This is a genomic window from Variovorax sp. 05T418, assembly GCF_056396385.1.
The window spans coordinates 93,169-113,438 of the sequence record NZ_JBFTLJ010000007.1; the positions used below are offsets into that span (position 1 = coordinate 93,169).

The 20,270-nt window shown below is 68.3% G+C and carries 17 protein-coding genes; 8 read left to right on the top strand and 9 right to left on the bottom strand.

The window, feature by feature from the left end:
- Positions 1-3 precede the first annotated feature (3 nt).
- Genes AC1DMS_RS15950 through AC1DMS_RS15960 form a run of 3 tightly spaced genes read right to left on the bottom strand, consistent with a single transcriptional unit; the run spans position 4 to position 7,710 of the window.
- Entirely contained in the window at positions 4-3,246 is a 3,243-nt protein-coding gene (locus tag AC1DMS_RS15950; RefSeq protein ID WP_478181374.1) for an efflux RND transporter permease subunit, read from the bottom strand.
- Complete coding sequence (locus tag AC1DMS_RS15955; protein WP_418145722.1) at positions 3,243-6,350, bottom strand: efflux RND transporter permease subunit; 3,108 nt, start codon at positions 6,348-6,350, stop codon at positions 3,243-3,245. Before AC1DMS_RS15955 ends, AC1DMS_RS15950 begins: the two co-directional genes overlap by 4 nt.
- Before the next feature lie 43 nt (positions 6,351-6,393).
- Positions 6,394-7,710, bottom strand: coding sequence for an efflux RND transporter periplasmic adaptor subunit (locus AC1DMS_RS15960; RefSeq protein WP_478181375.1), 1,317 nt, complete (start codon positions 7,708-7,710; stop codon positions 6,394-6,396).
- Between the two features lie 62 nt (positions 7,711-7,772).
- On the opposite strand from AC1DMS_RS15960, the gene AC1DMS_RS15965 reads away from it, so the two are divergent.
- The 5 genes from AC1DMS_RS15965 to AC1DMS_RS15985 are packed head-to-tail and all read left to right on the top strand — an operon-like array spanning position 7,773 to position 11,649.
- A complete protein-coding gene (locus tag AC1DMS_RS15965; RefSeq protein WP_478181376.1) occupies positions 7,773-8,459 on the top strand; it encodes a DUF6622 family protein in 687 nt (228 codons plus the stop codon).
- Between the two features lie 31 nt (positions 8,460-8,490).
- Positions 8,491-9,444 (top strand): sterol desaturase family protein, encoded by a 954-nt coding sequence (locus AC1DMS_RS15970; RefSeq protein WP_062366295.1) that lies wholly within the window; start codon positions 8,491-8,493, stop codon positions 9,442-9,444.
- Positions 9,441-9,737 (top strand): 2TM domain-containing protein, encoded by a 297-nt coding sequence (locus AC1DMS_RS15975; protein ID WP_012748706.1) that lies wholly within the window; start codon positions 9,441-9,443, stop codon positions 9,735-9,737. Before AC1DMS_RS15970 ends, AC1DMS_RS15975 begins: the two co-directional genes overlap by 4 nt.
- Complete coding sequence (locus AC1DMS_RS15980) at positions 9,734-10,801, top strand: sensor histidine kinase (RefSeq protein ID WP_478181377.1); 1,068 nt, start codon at positions 9,734-9,736, stop codon at positions 10,799-10,801. The genes AC1DMS_RS15975 and AC1DMS_RS15980 overlap by 4 nt, the downstream gene beginning before the upstream one ends.
- The gene (locus AC1DMS_RS15985) at positions 10,798-11,649 is read left to right on the top strand and encodes a LytR/AlgR family response regulator transcription factor (protein WP_478181378.1); all 852 of its coding nucleotides are present in this window, start codon (positions 10,798-10,800) and stop codon (positions 11,647-11,649) included. Before AC1DMS_RS15980 ends, AC1DMS_RS15985 begins: the two co-directional genes overlap by 4 nt.
- Positions 11,650-11,737: 88 nt before the next feature.
- Here AC1DMS_RS15985 and AC1DMS_RS15990 read toward each other — a convergent pair whose 3' ends face one another.
- The gene (locus AC1DMS_RS15990; protein ID WP_020610606.1) at positions 11,738-12,088 is read right to left on the bottom strand and encodes a hypothetical protein; all 351 of its coding nucleotides are present in this window, start codon (positions 12,086-12,088) and stop codon (positions 11,738-11,740) included.
- A 134-nt stretch (positions 12,089-12,222) separates the two neighbouring features.
- On the opposite strand from AC1DMS_RS15990, the gene AC1DMS_RS15995 reads away from it, so the two are divergent.
- Positions 12,223-14,037 (top strand): glutamine--tRNA ligase/YqeY domain fusion protein, encoded by a 1,815-nt coding sequence (locus AC1DMS_RS15995; protein WP_062366289.1) that lies wholly within the window; start codon positions 12,223-12,225, stop codon positions 14,035-14,037.
- 56 nt (positions 14,038-14,093) lie between these two features.
- Here the strand turns inward: AC1DMS_RS15995 and AC1DMS_RS16000 are convergent, their stop codons facing one another.
- Positions 14,094-14,396, bottom strand: coding sequence for a hypothetical protein (locus AC1DMS_RS16000; protein WP_230537924.1), 303 nt, complete (start codon positions 14,394-14,396; stop codon positions 14,094-14,096).
- Positions 14,397-14,460: 64 nt separating this feature from the next.
- Between AC1DMS_RS16000 and AC1DMS_RS16005 the strand changes: the two genes are divergently transcribed.
- Together AC1DMS_RS16005 and AC1DMS_RS16010 are read left to right on the top strand one after the other, a co-directional pair.
- Positions 14,461-15,357 (top strand): peptidoglycan DD-metalloendopeptidase family protein, encoded by an 897-nt coding sequence (locus AC1DMS_RS16005; RefSeq protein ID WP_478181379.1) that lies wholly within the window; start codon positions 14,461-14,463, stop codon positions 15,355-15,357.
- A gap of 32 nt (positions 15,358-15,389) precedes the next feature.
- Complete coding sequence (locus tag AC1DMS_RS16010) at positions 15,390-15,680, top strand: nucleotidyltransferase family protein (RefSeq protein WP_012748713.1); 291 nt, start codon at positions 15,390-15,392, stop codon at positions 15,678-15,680.
- A 90-nt stretch (positions 15,681-15,770) separates the two neighbouring features.
- Here the strand turns inward: AC1DMS_RS16010 and AC1DMS_RS16015 are convergent, their stop codons facing one another.
- From AC1DMS_RS16015 to AC1DMS_RS16030, 4 genes are all read right to left on the bottom strand, one after another.
- A complete protein-coding gene (locus tag AC1DMS_RS16015) occupies positions 15,771-16,706 on the bottom strand; it encodes a M14 family metallopeptidase (RefSeq protein ID WP_412511440.1) in 936 nt (311 codons plus the stop codon).
- Positions 16,707-16,828: 122 nt separating this feature from the next.
- On the bottom strand, positions 16,829-17,809 hold the full coding sequence (locus AC1DMS_RS16020; RefSeq protein WP_278879066.1) for an MBL fold metallo-hydrolase: 981 nt from the start codon (positions 17,807-17,809) through the stop codon (positions 16,829-16,831).
- A gap of 72 nt (positions 17,810-17,881) precedes the next feature.
- Positions 17,882-19,084, bottom strand: a complete 1,203-nt coding sequence (locus tag AC1DMS_RS16025) for an ammonium transporter (protein WP_478181380.1) — start codon at positions 19,082-19,084, stop codon at positions 17,882-17,884.
- 177 nt (positions 19,085-19,261) lie between these two features.
- On the bottom strand, positions 19,262-20,167 hold the full coding sequence (locus AC1DMS_RS16030) for a LytTR family DNA-binding domain-containing protein (RefSeq protein WP_478181381.1): 906 nt from the start codon (positions 20,165-20,167) through the stop codon (positions 19,262-19,264).
- Positions 20,168-20,270: the final 103 nt, after the last annotated feature.

Consider the following 20,270-nt stretch of genomic DNA (forward strand, 5'->3'; position numbering starts at 1 on the left):
GGTTCAGGTCGGCGAGGCTGCAGCGCGGCTCAGGTGCCGCTCGTTGCCCGAGCGCCGGCGCAGCTTGTCGAGCAGCACGTAGACCACCGGCGTGGTCAGCAGCGTGAGCAGCTGGCTCGCGATCAGGCCGCCGATGATCGCCACGCCCAGCGGCTGGCGCAGCTCGGCGCCCTGGCCGAAGCCGATGGCCAGCGGCAGCGCGCCCAGCGCAGCCGCCAGAGTGGTCATGAGGATCGGCCGGAAGCGCAGCATGCAGGCCTCGCGCACCGCTTCCACGGCCGAGATGCCGCGCGCACGTTCGGCCTCGAGCGCAAAGTCGATGATCAGGATCGCGTTCTTCTTCACGATGCCGATCAGCAGGAAGAGACCGATCAGCGCAATGATCGAGAACTCCATGCGGAACAGCAGCAGCGCCAGCACCGCGCCCACGCCCGCGGAAGGCAGCGTGGTCAGCACCGTGATGGGGTGGATCAGGCTTTCGTAGAGCACGCCGAGCACGATGTAGATCACCACGATCGCCGCCAGGATGAGCGCCAGCTGCTGCCCCTGCGACTGCTGCGCCGCAAGCGCCGTGCCCTGGAAGCTGCCGCGCACGTTGACCGGCATCGCAATGTCGGCCTCGGCCTGCGCGACGATGCGGCGCGCGTCCTGCAGCGTCACGCCTTCGCCCAGGTTGAACGAGACGGTGCTCGCAAGCTCCGTGTCCTGGTGGTCGATGGAGCTCGGCACCGCGCGCTCGCTGACCTTGGCAATGGCCGAGAGCGGCACCATCAGCGTGGTGCTGGCCGCCAGCGCCTGGCCGGTGGAAGCGGTGCGCAGGCCCGGGTTGGCCGAGGTGGTGGTCGAGGTGCCGGTGCTCGCGTCGGTGGTGTTGGCCAGCGAGCTCACCGTGGTGGCGCCGCTCGCGGTGGTGCTGGTGGTGAGCGTCGAAGGCACGTACAGGTCCTTCAGCACCACGGGCGCGCGCTGGTAGCGCGGGGCCCACTCCATGATCACCGAATACTGGTTGAGCTCGTCGTAGATGGTGGCGACCGAGCGCTGGCCGTAGGCGTTGTAGAGCGCGTTGTCGACCGCGCTCGAAGTCACGCCAAGGCGCGCGGCGCTTTCGCGGTCGACGTCGACGAAGGTCTCCACGCCGTTGTCGGCCTGGTCGCTGTCGACGTCGGTCAGTGCGGTTTCCTGGCGCAGCCGGTCGGCCAGCTTGGCGGTCCATGTGCGCAGGTCGGCCAGGTTGTCGCCCTTGAGCGTGTACTGGTAGGTGGAATTGCTCGAACGCCCGCCCATGCGCAGGTCCTGCACCGGGCTCAGGAACACCCGCAGGCCGGTGAGCTGGTTGAGCTGCGGCCGCAGCCGGTTGATGACGGCGGCGGTCTTTTCGGTGCGCTGCGACAGCGGCTTCAGGTTGACGAACATGAAGCCGCCGCCCGAACGGCTGCCGCCCGAGAAGCCCACCACGGTGTCCACGGCCGGGTCCTTGTGGATGATGTCGACGGCCTGGCGCAGCTTCTCGCTGAGCGCCACCGACGAAATGCTCTGGTCCGCGCGCAGGCCCGCGTTGAGCTGGCCGTTGTCCTGCTCGGGGAAGTAGCCCTTGGGAATGGCGGAGAACAGGTACACGTTCAGGCCCACCACCGCCAGCAGCACCACCACGACCACGGCCTTGCTCGCGAGCGCCCAGTCCAGGCTGTGGGCATAGGTGCGCAGGCTCCACTGGTACACGCTCTCGGCCATGCGCGCGAGGCGCCCCGGCGGCTTCGCGCCGGGCTCCTCGGCGCGCAGCAGCATGGCGCACATCATGGGCGTGGTGGTGAGCGAGATGACCAGCGAGATCAGCACCGACACCGACAGCGTCACCGCGAATTCGCGGAACAGCCGGCCGATCTGCCCGTCCATGAACAGCAGCGGAATGAACACCGCCACCAGCGACAGGCTGATCGACAGCACGGTGAACCCGACCTCTCGCGCGCCGCGCAATGCGGCCTCGATGCGGCCCATGCCGGCCTCGATGTGGCGGCTGGTGTTCTCCAGCACCACGATGGCGTCGTCCACCACGAAGCCCGTGGCCACGGTGAGCGCCATCAGGCTCAGGTTGTTGAGGCTGTAGCCCAGCAGGTGCATGACGCCGAAGGTGCCGAGCAGCGACACCACCGTGGCCACCGCCGGAATGATGGTGGCGCGCGCGCGGCGCAGGAACAGGCCCACCACCAGCACCACCAGCGCGATGGAGATCATGAGCGTGGCCTCGATCTCGCGCAGCGAGGCGCGGATGGAGTTGGTGCGGTCGGAGGCCACCTGCACCTCGATGTCCTGCGGCAATTGCGCGCGCAGCTCCGGCAGCAGCTCGCGCACGCCGTCCACGGTGTCGATGATGTTGGCGCCCGGCTCCTGCGTGACCAGCACGATCACCGCGGGCTGGCCGTTGAACAGGCCCAGCGTGCGCGTGTTCTCCACGCTGTCGATCACCCGCGCCACGTCGCCCAGCCGCACGGCCGAGCCGTTGCGCCAGGCGATCACCATGTCGCGGTACTCCACGGCATGGCGGCCCGGCGAGGGCGTGTAGATCTGCAGCCGGCGCTCGTCGTTCTCGATAGCGCCCTTGGGCCGGTTGGCGTTGTTGGCCTGGATGGCGGCGCGCACGTCCTCGCTGCTGATGCCGAAGCGGTTGAGCGAGAAAGGCTCCAGCTCCACCCGCACGGCCGGCAGCGAGCCGCCGCCGATCTCGACCTCGCCCACGCCCTCCACCTGCGAGAGCTTCTGGCTCACGATGTTGGACACGGCCTCGTAGATCTGGCCCGGCGTGCGCGTCCTGGAGGTGAGCGCCAGGATCGCGATGGGCGCGGCCGTCGGGTTGCGCTTGCGGTAGATGGGGTTGCTGCGCAGGGTGGCGGGCAGGTCGGCCCGCGCCGCGTTGATGGCCGCCTGCACCTCGCGCGCGGCGCTGTCGATGTTGCGCTTGAGGTCGAACTGCAGGCTGATGCGGGTGGAGCCGTTGGAGCTGGTCGAGGTGAGTTCGTTGACACCCGCGATCACCCCGAGCCGCCGCTCCAGCGGCGTGGCCACGCTCGACGCCATGGTGCTCGGGCTGGCGCCCGAGAGGCTGGCGGTGACCGAGATGGTGGGAAAGTCGACCTGCGGCAGCGGCGACACAGGCAGCACGAAGAACGCCGCGATCCCGGCCAGTGCAATGCCGATGGTCAGCAGCACCGTCGCAATCGGGCGCTCGACGAAGGGCCTGGACAGGTTCATGCGGCTGCGGCCTCCCGCTTGCGCCCGAAGCGCCGGCCCATGCGGTCGAAGGCCAGGTAGACCACCGGCGTGGTGAAGAGCGTGAGCACCTGGCTCACCACCAGCCCGCCGAAGATGGCCAGGCCCAGCGGCCGGCGCAGCTCGGCCCCCTCGCCCCAGCCGAACATCAGCGGCAGCGCCGCAAAAAGCGCCGCCAGCGTGGTCATGAGGATGGGCCGGAAGCGCAGCAGCGCCGCCTGGTGGATGGCCTCCTGCGGCGACTTGCCCTCGCGCCGCTCGGCGTCGATGGCAAAGTCGATCATCATGATCGCGTTCTTCTTGACGATGCCGATCAAGAGGATGATGCCGATGATGCCGATCACGCCCAGGTCGTTGCCCGTGACCATCAACGCGAGCAGCGCGCCCACGCCGGCCGAGGGCAGCGTCGAGAGAATCGTCAGCGGATGGATGTAGCTCTCATACAGCACGCCCAGCACGATGTACACGCACACCACCGCCGCCAGGATCAGCCACAGCTGGTTGGAAAGCGATTTCTCGTAGGCCCCCGCCGCACCCAGGAAGCTCATGGTCATGCTCGCGGGCATGCCGATCTCCTTGGCCGCCGCGCGAATCGCCGCCACCGACTTTCCGAGCGCCACGTTGTCGGCCGTGTCGAAGCCCACGGTGGCGGCCGGGTACTGCGCCACGTGCGTCACCTGCAGCGGCGCGGCCTGCTCGCGCACCGTGGCAATCGACGAGAGCGTGGTGGCACTGCCGCCGCCGGTGCGCAGCTGCAGGTTGCCCAGGAGCTGCGGCGAGGCCAGGGCCTCGCGCTGAGCTTCCAGGATCACGCGGTACTGGTTGGTCTCGGTGAAGATGGTCGAGACGATGCGCTGGCCGAATGCGCTGTAGAGCGTGTCGTCCACCGAGCTGGCCGTGACCGAGAGGCGCGAGGCCGTGTTGCGGTCGATGTCCACGTAGGCGGCCAGGCCCTTCGCGCCCGCGTTGGTGGTGGGGTTGCGCACCAGCGGCTCGGTGCGCAGGCGTTCCACCAGCTTCTGCGCCCAGGCATCGACCGTGTTGGTGTCCACCCCTTCGAGCGAGACGCGGAATTCGGTCGGGCCGGTTTCGGCGTCGATGGTCAAGTCCTGCGTGGGCTGCAGGTACAGCGTGACGCCGGCCACGGCGCGCACGCGCTCTCGCAGGCGCTGCATCGTGGCTTCCTGGTTGCCGCGGTCGGCGCGCATGTTGATGAGCATGCTGCCGGTGTTCAGCGCCGTGTTGTTGGCGGCGTCCACGCCCACCACCGAGCTCACGCTGGCCACCTCGGGGTCGGCCAGGATCGCGTTGGCGGCCTGCTGCTGCAGCTCGGCCATGCGCGTGTACGACACGTCCTGCGCAGCCTCGATGCGCGCCTGCAGCTGGCCGGTGTCCTGCGTCGGGAACAGGCCCTTGGGAATCACCACGTAGAGCAGCACCGTGAGCGCCAGCGTGGCCACCGCCACGACGAGCGTCAGCGGCTGGTGGCGCAGCACCCATTGCAGCCACACGTCGTAGCGCGCAATCACGCGATCAAGGAAGCGCTGCACGCCGACCCCGAAGCGCCCGCCCTCCTCGGCCTGCGGCTTGAGCCAGCGCGCCGACATCATCGGCACCAGCGTGAGCGACACCACGGCGGAGATCAGGATGGTGATGGCCAGCGTGACGGCGAACTCGCGGAACAGCCGGCCCACCACGTCGCCCATGAACAGCAGCGGAATCAGCACCGCGATGAGCGACACCGTGAGCGAAATGATGGTGAAGCCGATCTGCGTGGCCCCCTTGAGCGCGGCCTTGAACGGCGGGTCGCCCTCCTCCAGGTAGCGCGCGATGTTCTCGATCATCACGATCGCATCGTCCACCACGAAGCCGGTGGCAATGGTGAGCGCCATCAGGCTCAGGTTGTTGAGGCTGTAGCCCAGCAGGTACATCAGCCCGCAGGTGCCCACGAGCGAGATCGGCACCGCCAGGCTGGCAATGACCGTGGCGCGCACGCTGTGCAGGAAGAAGAAGATCACCAGCACCACCATCACCACGGCCAGCCCGAGCTCCAGCTGCACGTGCGAGACCGAGGCGCGGATGCCGGTAGTGCGGTCGCTCAGCACCTCCACCTTGAGCGAGCCCGGCAGCGAGGCCTGCAGCTCGGGCAGCTGCTTCTTGATGGCATCGACCGTGCCGATCACGTTGGCGCCGGGCTGGCGCTGCACGTTGAGGATGATCGCGGGATACAGCACGGGTTCCCGCTCGCCCACGCGCAATGCGGCCCATGCGCCCAGCTGCGTGTTCTCGGCGCCGTCGACCACGCGCGCCACGTCGGTCATGCGCACCGGCGCGCCGTTCTTCCAGGCGACGATCAGGTTCTTGTAGTCGTCCGCCGTCACGAGCTGGTCGTTGGCGTTGATGGTGTAGGCCCGCCGCGGTCCGTCGAAGCTGCCCTTGGCGCTGTTGGCGTTGGCCGCGGTGATGGCGCTGCGCAGCGTGTCCAGCCCGATGCCCACCGATGCGAGCGCGTTGGTGTCGGCCTGGATGCGCACCGCCGGCCGCTGCCCGCCCGAAAGCGACACCAGCCCCACGCCGCCGACCTGGCTGATCTTCTGCGCGAGCCGTGTGTTCACGAGGTTCTGCACCTCGGTGAGCGGCATGGTCCCGGAGCTCACGGCCAGCGTGAGGATGGGCGCGTCGGCCGGGTTCACCTTGGCGTACACGGGCGGCGCCGGCAGGTCGGCCGGCAGCAGCGAGCCGCCGGCGTTGATGGCGGCCTGCACCTGCTGCTCGGCCACGTCCAGCGTCTGGTCGAGCGCGAACTGCAGCGTGACGATCGACACGCCCGCCGAGCTCACCGAGCTCATGCGGTTGAGCCCCGCCATCTGGCCGAACTGGCGCTCCAGCGGGGCCGTGACGGTGCGGCTCATGACCTCGGGGCTGGCGCCGGGGTAGAGGGTCTGCACCTGGATGGTCGGGTAGTCGACCTGCGGCAGCGCGGCCAGCGGCAGGAGCCGCAGGCCCACCAGGCCGGCCAGCACGATGGCAACCATCAGCAGCGCCGTGGCCACCGGCCGTTCGATGAAGGGGCGGGAGGGGCTCATCGCGGACGCGCTCGCTTGTTCCGTGGGTTGCTGTTGCTGCCGGTCATTGCGGCGGACGCTGGCGCCGCCGCTCCCCACCGCCTTCGCCGCGTGGTCCGCGCGGACCCGAAGCCCCGCCGCGCGGGCCGGCCGCAGGCCGGTCGCCCTGCAGCTGCACGACCGCGCCGTCCTTGATGCGGTCGCCGCCCTCGGTCACCACGTTCTCGCCGGCTTTCAGGCCCGAGGTGATGGCCACCACCTCGACGTTGGCCTCGCCGCGCTTCACCGCGCGCATCGACACCGTGCGGTCCTCGTTGATCACATAGACGTAGTCGCCGTTGGGACCGGTGCGCACCGCCGTCACCGGCACCACCACCGCGCGCACCTTGCGCAGCAGCATCTGCACATTGACGAACTGGCTCGGGAACAGCGTGGTCTGCGCATTGCCGAAGCGCGCCTTGGCCTTGACCGTGCCGGTGGTGGTGTCGACCACGTTGTCGAGCGTGGAGAAGGTGCCCGTGTCGAGCGTTGCGGCGCGGGTGCGGTCGAAGGCCGTGACCAGCAACGGCTCGCCCTTGGCCAGCTGCGCCTGGATGTCGGGCACGCGGTCTTGCGGCACCGAGAACTGCACGTCGATCGGGTTCATCTGCGTGATGACCGCGATGCCCGTGGTCGCGTTGGCCGTCACGGTGTTGCCCGCATCCACCGCGCGCAGGCCGATGCGGCCGGCCACCGGCGCTGTGATGCGGGTGTAGTCGAGGTTCAGCTTGGCGGCGGCCTCGGCGGCCAGGTCGGTGGTGACCGTGCCTTCGAGCTGGCGGACCAGCGCGGCCTGGGTGTCGACGTCCTGCCGGGCGATGGAGTCCTGCCCCAGCAGGGTGCGGTAGCGCGCCAGCGTGACGCGCGCGGCTTCGAGCTGCGCCTCGTCGCGCTGGCGCGTGCCGCGGGCCTGCATCAGCGCCTGCTCGTAGGGCCGCGGATCGATCCGCGCGAGCAGCTGGTTCTTTGCCACGGTCTGCCCTTCGGTGAACAGCACCTCGGTCAGCACGCCGCCGACCTGCGCCTTGAGCGTGATGGTTGCCAGCGGCGTGACCGTGCCGAGCGCATCGATGGTCACCGGCAGCTCGATCTCGCGCGCCGCGGCATGGCCCACCGTGACGGTGGCGCCGCCGAAGCCCGGCCCGCCGGCGGAGCTGCCTTTGCGGTTGATGAGATACCAGGCGCCGCCTCCCAGCACCAGCAGCAGCACCAGCGCGATCAGGCTGCCGAGCCAGAGCCTGCGGCGCGAGGGCGGCCGCGCAGGCGGAGACGAAGAAGGGGGAGTTGCCGGTGGGACGGCAGGCGAATCGCCGGAAGAAGGCTCGGAGTTCGGAGATTCCATGAGGTGTGGCAGTGCGCAAGTACAGCCGCTAGTGGAGCGCCGCATCGTAGCGCGCCTGTCTTATGAACCGTAAAGCGCCGGTAAAGCTGCGTGCAAGGGCTGCATTTCGCGCCGGTTCGCTGCGGCTGGCGCCGCCGATCTGCATTTCGTCGCAGGAGCGTGGCGGGGGCGCGGGGGCGCCGGCACAGTCCGCTCCATCGAATCGTCTTTCAACCCGGAGAAACGCCATGCTGCTGCAGATCATTCTTCACACCCCCAAGTGGGTCTTCGCCGTTTTCGTCCTCCTCGTGTGGCTGGGCTGCAGGCAGCTGCTGTCCGGCAGCGTCAGCCTGGCCAAGGTCACAGTGATACCGATTGCCATGACCGGGCTTTCGCTGGCCGGCGTGATCTCGGCCTTCGGCGACTCGCCCGGCGCCCTGCTCGGCTGGGCCGTGGCGGCCGCCGCGCTGGTGCTGCTGGTGCTCCAGAGCCCGCTGCCCGCCAGCACGCGCTACGACCGCGCGGCGCGCGAGTTCCACGTGGCCGGCAGCGCGGTGCCGCTGCTGCTGATGATGGGCATCTTCTTCACCAAGTACGTGGTGGGCGCGTCCCTGGCCATGCACCCCGAGCTGCGCCAGCAGGCCGCCTTCGAGGTTGGCGTTCCGATGCTGTACGGCGCCTTCAGCGGCATCTTCGCGGCACGCGCCGTGCGGCTGTGGAAGCTGGCGATCAGCACCGACGCCGTGGCGGCCGGTGCCCGCGCAGCCTAAGATCGCCGACGCCCACATTCCAGGAACCACCATGGCCGTGCTCTTTCTGATCCTCAAGATTGCCGTCACGGTGGTGCTCGCCGCCTCCATCGCCGAAGCGCTGGTGCTGTCGTGGCGCCACGGCTGGCGCAGCTACGACTGGAAGGCGGCCGGCGTCTCGGTCGTCGACTTCCTGGTGCGCGAATACCCGCTGCGCTGGCTGCTGCCGCTGGCCTTCTGGACCGGCGCCATGGACTGGTTCTGGAACCACCGGCTCTTCACGCTGCCCATGGACCACTGGAGCGGCTGGGTCGCCTGCTTCATCGGCCAGGAGTTCTGCTACTACTGGTACCACCGCGCCGCCCACCGCGTGCGCTGGTTCTGGTGCACGCATGCCATCCATCATTCGCCGAACCAGCTCAACCTGTCGGCCGCCTACCGCTTCGGCTGGACCGGCCGGCTCAGCGGCACGCTCGCCTTCTTCATGCTCGCGCCGCTGCTGGGCATGCCGCCCAAGGTGATCCTGCTGATGCTCACGCTGAACCTGCTCTACCAGTTCTGGATCCACGCGGCCTGGATTCCCAAGCTCGGCCCGCTGGAATGGGTGCTCAACACGCCCTCGGCCCACCGCGTGCACCACGCCTCGAACCTCGAGTACCTGGACGGCAACTACGGCGGCGTGCTGATCGTGTTCGACCGCCTGTTCGGCACCTACATCCCCGAGCGCGCCGACCTGCCCTGCCGCTACGGGCTGGTGCAGCCGATCGTCTCCAACAACATCTTCGAGATCGAGTTCACCCACTGGCGCGCGCTGCTGCGCGACCTGCGCTCGGCGCGCTCGGTGCGGGCTTTCGTCGGCTACCTCGTCAAGCCGCCGGGCTGGCGGCCCGACGGGCCCGGCGAGACGACCGAGGAGCTGCGGCAGCGGGCGGCGCTGCAATCGTCGCCAGCGCAGCCGCCGTCCGCCCCCGAATTCATTCCGGTTCAATTCAAGGAGTTGTCATGAACCCCACCCTTCAGAACGCGTCCCGTCCCGACATCGAAAAACTCGCCCGCCGCCGCGCCGGTGCCAAGATGGGCTGGTACATCCATGCCTTCGTCTATGTGCTGGTGAACCTCGGGCTGGTCGCCCTCTCCGCATCGCGCGGCCACACCTGGGCCGTGTATCCGCTCATGGGCTGGGGCCTGGGCCTGCTGATCCATGGCGCCGTGATCTGGTTCGTCGCGCCCGGCGGCGGCTTCTATGACCGGCTGGTGGAACGCGAACGGCGAGCGCTGCATCCCGGGGAGCGCGGATGAGTGTTGAAGCGCTCCCTCGTTTCCGCACGGAGAACGTCCGGGGCATGTTGCGGCATGGCCTGATCACCGTCGTGTTCTGCTGCTTCATTGCCGCTGCGCTGGCCATCACACAGCACGGGGACTGGGGGGCGCAGATGGTGTATTCGCTGTCGATCGGGCTGATCAGCTGGCTCTTCATCGACGTGGGCCGGCTGCTGATCAGCGGCCACCGGGAGGTCCTCTGGCCGCCCGGCCCCTGGGGCTATCTGCTGGTGGCAGGCGGCGTGGCGGTGGGCTTCCTGGGGGGCAATGCGATCGGCGATGCCTGGACCCACCAGCCCCTGCTCGACTTCGGCAACTTCACGGAACGCAAGCTCGCGACCACGATCGTCATCACGCTGACGGCCACCGTCTGCATGTGCTTCTTCTTCTACAGCCTGGGCCGGAGCAAGTACATGCGCAGCCAGCTCGACCTGGCGCAGCGCAACGCCACCGAAGCCCGGCTCAAGCTGCTGGAGACGCAGTTGGAGCCGCACATGCTGTTCAACACGCTGGCCAACCTGCGCGTGCTGATCACGGCCGATCCGCCGCGCGCCGTGGCCATGCTCGACCGCCTCAACAACTACCTGCGCATGACGCTCAGCGGCTCGCGCGCCCTGTCGCACCCACTGTCGGCCGAGTTCGAACGGCTGGCCGACTACCTTGAGCTGATGTCCGTGCGCATGGGCGAGCGCCTGCGCTACACGCTCGATCTGCCCGATGAATTGCGCGGCACGCCGGTGCCGCCGCTGCTGCTGCAGCCGCTGGTCGAAAACAGCATCCGCCACGGGCTCGAACCCAAGGTCGAAGGCGGCGCGATCGACGTGCGCGCGCGGCAGCTCGACGGCCGGTTGATCATCGAAGTGAGCGACACCGGCGTCGGCCTGGATGCAGCGCAGACTTCCGAAGGCAGCGGCTTCGGCCTCGAGCAGGTGCGCGAACGGCTTGCCACCGTGTATGGCGACCAGGGCCGCATGAGCCTGGCCGCCGGGCCTTCGGGCGGAACCCTTGCCACACTCAGCTTTCCATTGCAGCCCCGTTCATGAATCCCACTGCCCTCATCGCCGAAGACGAACCGCTGCTCGCCCAGGCCCTCAAGGCCGAACTCGCCGCGGCATGGCCCCAACTGCAGGTGCTCGCCACCGCGGGCGACGGCCGCAGCGCCGTGCGGGAGGCTCTGCGCCTGCTGCCGCAGGTGCTGTTCTTCGACATCCGCATGCCGGGCCTCGACGGCCTGGGCGCCGCCGCCGAACTGGCCGACCGCTGGCCCGTCGACGAGGCGCCCATGCCGCAATTGGTCTTCGTGACCGCGTACGACGAATACGCCGCCCGCGCCTTCGAGACGCAGGCCATCGACTACGTGCTCAAGCCCGTGCAGCCCGAGCGCCTGCGCAAGACCGTGCTGCGGCTTCAGCAGGCGCTGGCTGCGCAGCAGCAGCAACAGGCCAAGCCAGCGCCTGCCGCCGCCGACGAGGCCCTGGAGCGCACGCTTGCGCAGTGGCGCGAGCTGCTTGCCGCCGCAGCAGGCAACGGCGCGTCGGCGCCGCCCGCCGCCTCCACCGCCCCGCTGAAGATGATTGCCGCCAGCGAAGCCGGCGGCAGCACCGTGCGCATGGTTCCGATCGACGAGGTGCTGTACTTCGAAGCCGCCGACAAATACATCCGCGTGCTCACCGCCACGCACGAATACCTCATCCGCACGCCGCTCAAGCAGCTGCTGGCCCAGCTCGACCCCGAAATCTTCTGGCAGGTGCACCGCGCCGTGGTGGTGCGCAGCTCGGCTATCGAGGCCGTGCACCGCGACGAGGCCGGCAAGCTGCACCTCGACCTGCGCGGCCGACCCGAGAAAATCCCCGTCAGCCGGCTCTACGGCCACCTGTTTCGCGCCATGTGAAATAGCGGAACGGCGTTCGCGCATAAAAAAACCGACCCCGGAAGGTCGGCTTTTTCATCCGGCGGCTGCTTGCCGCCTGCGGAGCCGCTCAGCGCCAGTGGCGATGGCCGTGGTAGTAGCCGCGCGGACCGTAGTAGCGCGGCGGGCCGTAGTACGCCGGCGGCGCGTAGTACACCGGGGCCGGGCGGTAGTAGACCGGCGGCGGCGGACGGTAGTACACGGGCGGCGGCGCGTCGTAATACACCGGCGCGGGGGCCGTATAGACCGGCGCCGGGTAGTAGGCCGGAGCGCCCACACCCACGGCAACCCCTGGCAGGCCCACGCCGACCGACCAGCTCACGTCGCCACGGGCACTGGCCGAGGTGGCCGCAAACAATGCACCGGCTGCCACGACACCCGCGGCGGCCCATTTGAAGAAGGTTGAACGTGTGAGGCTCATGATGTTGGACTCCTTGTTGGGGCGTTTCCCGCCCATGTGTGTATTGAACGCGCCAAATGCAAAGCGGTTGCCCGCCGCAATGTGAAGAACGTAGCCAAAGGTAACCGGCAGGGGGTGCGTTCTAGAATGCCGCAATGACCTCCCCGACCGACAAAGACAGCGCAAAAACAGCCGCTGCACCGAGCAATTTCCTGCGCCACGTGATCGAAAACGACCTTGCGCAGGGGGCCTATTCTGGCCGCAAATGGGGTGGCTCGCCCGGCGACGCCGCCCATCACGCCCAGGGCATGCCCGACCCGGCCAAGGTGCGCATGCGCTTTCCGCCCGAGCCCAACGGCTACCTGCACATCGGCCACGCCAAGAGCATCTGGCTGAATTTCGAGCTGGCCAGGGAATACGGCGGCGTCTGCCACCTGCGCTTCGACGACACCAACCCGGAGAAGGAAGAGCAGGAATACGTCGATTCCATCCGCGACGCCGTCCAGTGGCTCGGCTACGAAACCCACCTGGCCGACCGCCCCACGGCCCCCGGCACCCTGCAGCCGCACGAATACTTCGCAAGCGACTACTTCGACTTCATGTACCGGGCCGCCGAATACCTGATCGGCGCCGGCCTGGCCTATGTGGACGAGCAAAGCGCAGAGGAAATCCGCGCCAACCGCGGCGACTTCAACACGCCCGGCACCGACAGCCCGTTCCGCAGCCGCAGCGCGGAAGAAAACCTCGCCCGCTTCCGCGCCATGCGTGACGGCCAGCTGCCCGATGGCGCCGCCATCCTGCGCGCCAAGATCGACATGGCGAGCCCCAACATCAACATGCGCGACCCGGCGCTCTACCGCATCCGCCGGGCCACACACCACAACACCGGCGACAAGTGGTGCATCTACCCGATGTACACCTTTGCGCATCCCATCGAGGACGCGCTCGAGCAGATCACCCACTCGATCTGCACGCTGGAATTCGAAGACCAGCGCCCCTTCTACGACTGGCTGCTCGACCGCCTGGCCGAAGGCGGCCTCATCGCAAGCCCGCATCCGCGCCAGTACGAATTCGCGCGCCTCAACGTCACCCATGTGCTCACCAGCAAGCGCAAGCTGCGCCAACTGGTCGAGGAAAAGCACGTCGACGGCTGGGACGACCCGCGCATGCCCACCCTGGCCGGCCTGCGCCGCCGCGGCTACACCCCCGAGGCGCTGCGCCTGTTCTGCGAACGCAGCGGCACCACCAAGTCCGGCGGCTGGATCGACTACGCGAGCCTGGAAGCCGCGCTGCGCGACACCCTCGACCCCATCGCGCCGCGCGCCATGGCCGTGCTCGACCCGGTCAAGCTGGTGATCACCAACTGGGGCGAACTGATGGGCGGCGACGACGTGCTCGACGACTGCTCCGCCCCCGTGCATCCGCACCACCCCGAAATGGGCAAACGCGAATTCAAGCTCGGCCGCGAGGTCTGGATCGAGCGCACCGACTACGAGGAAGTGCAGCCCAAGGGGTTCTTTCGCCTGTTCCCGGGAAACAAGGTGCGCCTGAAGTACGGCCACGTCATCGAGTGCACCGGCGGCACCAAGGACGCGAGCGGCAAGCTCGTCGAAGTGCAGGCCACGCTGGTGCCCGACACCAAAAGCGGCACGCCGGGCGCGGACGCCATCAAGGTGAAGGGCAACATCACCTGGGTGGCCGCGGCCGATGCGGTCGAGGCCGAGGTGCGGCTGTATGAGCGGCTGTTTGCGGCGGCCAATCCGGGCAGCGGCGAGCTGCTCGACGAGCTCAACAAGGCGAGCCTGGAGGTTTGCTCCGCGTATGTCGAACCGTCGCTGGCCAAGGCGCAGGACGGTGCGGCATTCCAGTTCGAGCGGCACGGCTACTTCGTGCTCGATGCGAAGGCGAGTGCCGGCGGCAAGCGCGTGTTCAATCGCGCTGCGGGCATGCGGGACAGCTGGGGCAAGTAAGACCGCCCCCTGCTCGTACAAAACCGGCGGCCGCAATGGCGCCGGTTTTTTATTGCCTATTGCGCCCGCTTGTAGACCACGCCCAGCACCGCGCTGTTCTCATCGGTCGTGCACAGCGCCGGTCGCCCCTGCGCGCCGATCTTCAGGTTGATCGTGTAGACGCCGTCGCGCGGCGTCGTGCCCCTGTCCGCAACGACGCTCGACGCCGGCACGCGAAACTCGCGCGAGGCCGCGGCCACGCAGTTCTTGATGCTCGCCTCGGGCGCGCCGCCTACACGGATCGCGGTGCTATTGCACCCGGCAGCCAGCGCGGCCGCGCTTACCATCAAGCCCCATCGGCCCAGTGCTCGGATGTTCATGTCCGGTTCCTTTGTGTTCGCTGCGCCCTTGTTTGTTCGCTTCGCAAGCCTCGAGTTCAACGCCATGCATCCCTTGCTTCCCGAATCCGCCCCGTCCGGCCTCGGCCGCCGCTCCGCCCTGCTCGGCACCTTCGGCCTCATGGCATTGGCCTCGGCGCGCGCCGTTGCGGCGGCTCCCTCGGCCAAAAAGAAGCAGCCGGAGGTCTGGCCGCATGCATCCCAGGTGCCGGGCGGCGTGGCCCGCCTGTCGCTCGGTCCGGCGGCCAAGCGCCCGCAGGCCTTCTCGGGCGACCTGCCGCTGCTGGTGGTGGGCGACGCCATCGAATGGACCGCGCTCGTGGGCATTCCACTCGCGGCCGTGCCCGGCGAGGCGAGCATCGCCGTGCGCCCCGAGGGCGGCAACGAAAAGCAGATCGCCTACACCGTGAGTCCCAAGCAATACCGCGAGCAGCGCCTCACGGTGCCGCCGCGCACCGTCGACCTGTCGCCGGAGGACGAAGCACGCTACGAGCGCGAGCGCGCGCACCTCGCCACCGTGATGGCCACCTTCACCGACCTGCGGCCCGACGCCGCGCTGCAGATGCGCGTGCCCGTGCCCGGCCGCCGCTCCAGCTCCTTCGGCCTGCGCCGCGTGTTCAACGGCCAGTCGCGCAATCCGCACAGCGGCATGGACATCGCGGCCGGCACCGGCACGCCCGTGCTGGCGCCGCTGCCGGGGCGCGTGATCGACACTGGCGACTATTTCTTCAACGGCGGCACGGTGTGGCTCGACCACGGCGGCGGCCTGCTCACGATGTATTGCCACCTGAGCCGCATCGATTCAAAGGTGGGCGACGTGCTGAAGACCGGCGAGCAACTCGCCGCCGTCGGCGCCACCGGGCGCGTGACGGGGCCGCATCTGCATTGGTCCGTGATGCTCAATCGGGCGATGGTGGATCCGGCGTTGTTCGTTGCGGCGTGAATTGAACCCGCAGCCGCACTACACTGCGCCCCATGCGTCCTTCTGAAGCTCTGTCACAGCACCGCGTCCGCATCCGCGAGATCGCACTGCGTCATCACGTCAGCAGCGTGAGAGTGTTCGGCTCGGCTTCGCGTGGAGAAGACGGACCCGACAGCGATCTCGATCTGCTGGTCGAACCTACGGAACAGACCACTCTCATGGACATCGGCGCCATCAGGCACGAGTTGAAGGCCCTTCTTGGCATGGAAGTCGACGTGCTCACGCCCAACGGCTTGCCGCCGAAGTTCCGTGATCAGGTGCTGCGCGAGGCGGTGCCGGTATGAGCCGAGGTGATCCGCAGCGTCTTGTGGATCTGCCATCACTTCGCGAACAGATTTCGAAATTGATGGAGCCTTGAGGGCTTCATCGCCGACTCAGATCGGCTTCGTCAAATAAACCGCCTCGCGCCCCACGATCACCCGCTGCGCGGGCATGAAGATCGTGCACTCGTCGCAGGGCGCGCGGATCTCGTCCGGGCCGTTGGTGGCGATCAGCTCGCCCTTGGCAAAGGTCTCGAAGCCGATCAGCGGGCGCACGAACGCGAAGTCTTCCGACCTGATGACGTGCGTCTGCAGCAGCTCGAAGCGGCGCTGCGGGCCGGGCGCCGGCGCGGCGGGGTCCTTGTCGATGAGGCCGAAGTGCGCCAAAAAGTCGAGCGAGATGGCGGTGGCCAGCTCGGAGGCCGAGCGCAGGAAGTGCTGGCCGCATTCGGCGACCAGTGCCACGCCCTTGCCATCGGGCAGGCCATGGCGGCCATGCTGGATCAGCGGCGTGCCGGAGCCCAGGCCGTCGGGCATCACCAGGTGCACCGACGGACGGCCGATGGCCAGCGCCGCCTCGGCGTTGCGCTCGAAGGCGGGATACACCCAGAACGGAATCACCGGCTGGCTGGTGGAGTGGATGTCCAGGATGTGGTCGGCCGCGCTCACCACCGGCCGCAGCGCGCGGGCGCGGCGCAGCTCGGGGCTGTCCTCGGTGCCGTCGAGCCATTCGGGCGACCAGATGCGGTTGAGGTTGTGCACCAGCTGGCGGCTGTCGAAAGGCAGCGCCTGGTCGAAGGACTCGTAGGCTTCCACATTGGCAAAGCTCACAGTGAGCGTGCCGATCTTGGGGCGCACCTGGGTGTCGAGCAGGTGCGTGGCGGCGGTCATGCCGCAGATTTCATTGCCGTGCGTGAGCGCGTTGATCAGCACGTGGGGCCCCGGCTTGCCGGACTCGAAGCGGTGCACATAGTCGATGCCGACGTTGCCCTTGCGGTAGGCGGAGAGATCGCGCGGGAGGACTTCGAGGGCGGGGGGAGCTTGGGTCATGTTGGCGTGGAGTGTGGAGCGGAGCGGTCGGGCGAGTTTGCTACAGCGCGCACATTCGTGCTGCTGGCGCGGCAACACCTGCCCGCGCCGTTCAAGCTTCAGCCGGCCGGCCGGCCGGCTGTCTATCGCACCTGCTGGTAATCCACGGGCACCCAGACGTAGCCCTTGCCTTCGGCCCGCACATGGCCCAGCCCCGGGAACGGCAGGTGCGCGCTGCCGACCAGGTAGCGCCCCTTGGCCGCATCGGCATAGGCCTTCTTGCGTTCCGCCGCCGCCGGCTTCGAATCGACGTCGAACGAGATGGTGATCTGCGGCTGCGCAAACTGCACGGCGGCCACGTGCATCAGGTCGCCCCACAGCACCAGCTTCTGGCCCTTGGACTCGACCAGGTAGATGTTGTGGCCCGGCGTATGGCCATGGGCGGGCACGGCCTTGATGCCGGGCACCAGGTCGGTGTTGCCCTTCATGCCCTTGAACTTGCCGGCCTCCACATACGGGTTCAGCGAGGCCATCGCACCCTGGAAGAAGCCCTTCATCTCGGCGGAAGCCTTCTCCAGGTTGGCCTTGTCGAGCCAGAAGTCGGCGTCTTCCTGCCCGGCGTGGATGGTGGCGTTGGGGAACACCAGCTTGCCGTCCTGCACGAGGCCGCCGACATGGTCGCCGTGCATATGGGTGATGAGCACGTCGTCGACTTGCTCGGGCTGATAGCCCGCGGCCTTGAGATTGGCCTGCAGGCTGCCGAGCGTGGGGCCGAACAGGCCGCCGGCACCCGTGTCGACCAGCACCAGCTTGCTGCCGGTGTTGATGAGATAGGCGTTCACCGAGGTGGGCACGGTGTCCTTCTCGAAGCCGCGATCGAGCAGCTTGCCGACCTGTGCCTGCGTGGTGTTGGTGAGCAGCTTCTTGGGCTCCAGGTCGATGGTGCCGTCGAACAACGCCGTCACCTCGAAGTCGCCGAGCATCGTGCGGTAGAAGCCCGGCGCCTGGGCCTTGACCTGCGGAGCGCCGGCCTGCGCCGTGGAAGAAAACGAAAGCATCAGCAGGCTGCCGGCCAGTGCGGCGACGCCGCGGCGCAGCCAGCGAGCGGGTGTTGTTGTTGTCATGGGTTCTACTCCTCGGCGGTTGTAAGGGGCGCCGAGAATAGCCCAAGCAGGCCGGCCCTGCAGGAACCCGGCCTACCAGTTCACCTCGCGCTCCGGCGTCGCCGAGATGTGGTGGATCGACAGGTCGGCGCCGTCGTATTCCTCTTCCTGCGTGAGCCGCAGCCCCAGCGTGGCCTTGAGCGCGCCATACACCGCCGCGCCCGCGAGCGCAGCCCATGCCACGCCCATCAAGGTGCCGATGAGTTGCGCCCAGACGCTCACGCCGCCGATGCCGCCCAGCGCCTGCGTGCCGAAGATGCCCGCCGCGATGCCGCCCCAGGTGCCGCACAGGCCGTGCAGCGGCCAGACGCCGAGCACGTCGTCGATCTTCCATTTGTTCTGCGTGAGCGTGAACATCACCACGAAGATGGCCCCGGCCACGCCGCCCACCACCAGCGCGCCCAGCGGATGCATCAGGTCGGACCCCGCGCACACGGCCACGAGGCCGGCGAGCGGGCCGTTGTAGACAAAGCCGGGGTCGTTCTTGCCCAGCGCCAGCGCGACCAGCGTGCCGCCGACCATCGCCATGAGCGAATTGACGGCCACCAGGCCGGAGATCTTGTCGATGCTCTGCGCGCTCATCACGTTGAAGCCGAACCAGCCGACGCACAGCACCCAGGCACCCAGCGCCAGAAAAGGAATGTTCGACGGCGGATGCGCGCTCAGCGAGCCGTCGCCGCGGTAGCGGTTGCGGCGCGCGCCCAGCAGCAGCACGGCCGGCAAGGCGAGCCAGCCGCCCACCGCGTGCACCACCACCGAGCCGGCAAAGTCATGGAACTCGCTGCCCGTGGCCGAAGCGATCCAGGCCTGGATGCCGAAGGCCTTGTTCCAGGCAATGCCCTCGTACAGCGGATAGACGAAGCCGACGATGACCGCGGTAGCGATCAGTTGCGGCCAGAACTTGGCACGTTCGGCAATCCCGCCCGAGATGATCGCCGGAATGGCCGCCGCGAAGGTGAGCAGGAAGAAGAACTTCACGAGTTCGTAGCCGCTTTTGGCTGCGAGCTCGGTGGCGCCCACGAAGAAGTGGGTGCCGTAGGCCACGCCATAGCCCACCAGAAAGTACACGATGGTCGAGACCGAGAAGTCGACCAGGATCTTGACCAGCGCATTGACCTGGTTCTTCTTGCGCACGGTGCCCAGTTCCAGGAAGGCGAAACCGGCATGCATGGCCAGCACCATGATCGCGCCGAGAAGAATGAACAGCGCGTCTGCGCCCTGTTTGAGTGCGTCCATTGGAGCTTCTTGCAGTTTTTGGTTTGAATTGGTGCATGCACCCGAATTGCTCGGGGCAGCGCCGCAAGAAAGCAAAAATGGTGCCTGAAGGCTCGTTCGTGGTGCGTCATTGCCGGAAATGGGCGTTAGCAGTGCGGCGGCCGCACCGGAACAGGACGAATCGACGCACCGCCCCAGTCAGCTCGCCCCGGCGCGCAAGGCGTCGCGATAGCGCCGGCTGCAGGGCACCGTGCTGCCGTCGTGCATGTGCAGCCGGGCATCGCCGCCGTCGAGCGGCTCGATTTCCTTGATGCGGCCGAGGTTGACGGCGTGGCTTCGGTGCACGCGCACGAAATGGGCGGGGTCGAGCTGCGCCAGAAAATCGGTGAGCGTGGCGCGCAGCAAGTAGTCGTGGCCGTTGACGTGCAGGCCGACGTAGTTGCCTTCGGCCTGGAGCCAGTCGATGTCGCTCGCGGCAATGAGGAACTCGCGCCGCAGCTTGCGCACCAGGAAGCGCTCGGGGCGCGCGGGCGGCGCGGCAGCCCGATGGGCTTTGGCGGGCTCGGCCGGCGCTGCCGCCGCCGCCTCGGGCGGGTCGAGCACGCGCGCCTCGCCCTGCAGCCGCAGCATGAACACGCCGTACACCCAGATGCCGAACACCATCGAAAGGTAGGCGCGCACGTCCTTCAGGTATTCGTAGCCCCAGCGCCCGGTCCAGCCCGCGAAGTCGTAGCGCTCGCCAACCGCCGCGTAGACCATGGCGCGCAGCGCGAACATCGCCGCCACGTGCACCACGCTGAAGACCACGCTGGCGGCCAGGTGCCAGCCCAGGTAGCGCAGCAGGTGGGTGCGCGCGAGCGGCGACAGCCGGTGCTGGATGGCCACCACCGCCGGCACCAGCGCCAGCAGCACGAGGTGGCTCGACACCTCCCAGGTGACGATTTCCCAGGCGGCGCGCGGCACGGCGCGGTCGCGCGCGTCGACCAGCGCGACGGTGGTGTTGAACACCGCCTGCAGCGCCATGAAGACGATCCAGAAGCCCACTTCCACGCGGCGGCGGATGGGTTCGTAGCGCTCGTACAGGTTCTTTCGGGAATCTGCCATGCCCGGGATTCTCGCGATCCCCGCACCCGGCGGGCGAATTTCGTCCCTGGAGGGCACCGCTCGTCACAAAAGGCCGGCGATCCGTCCCGCGGGCAGGCCACGC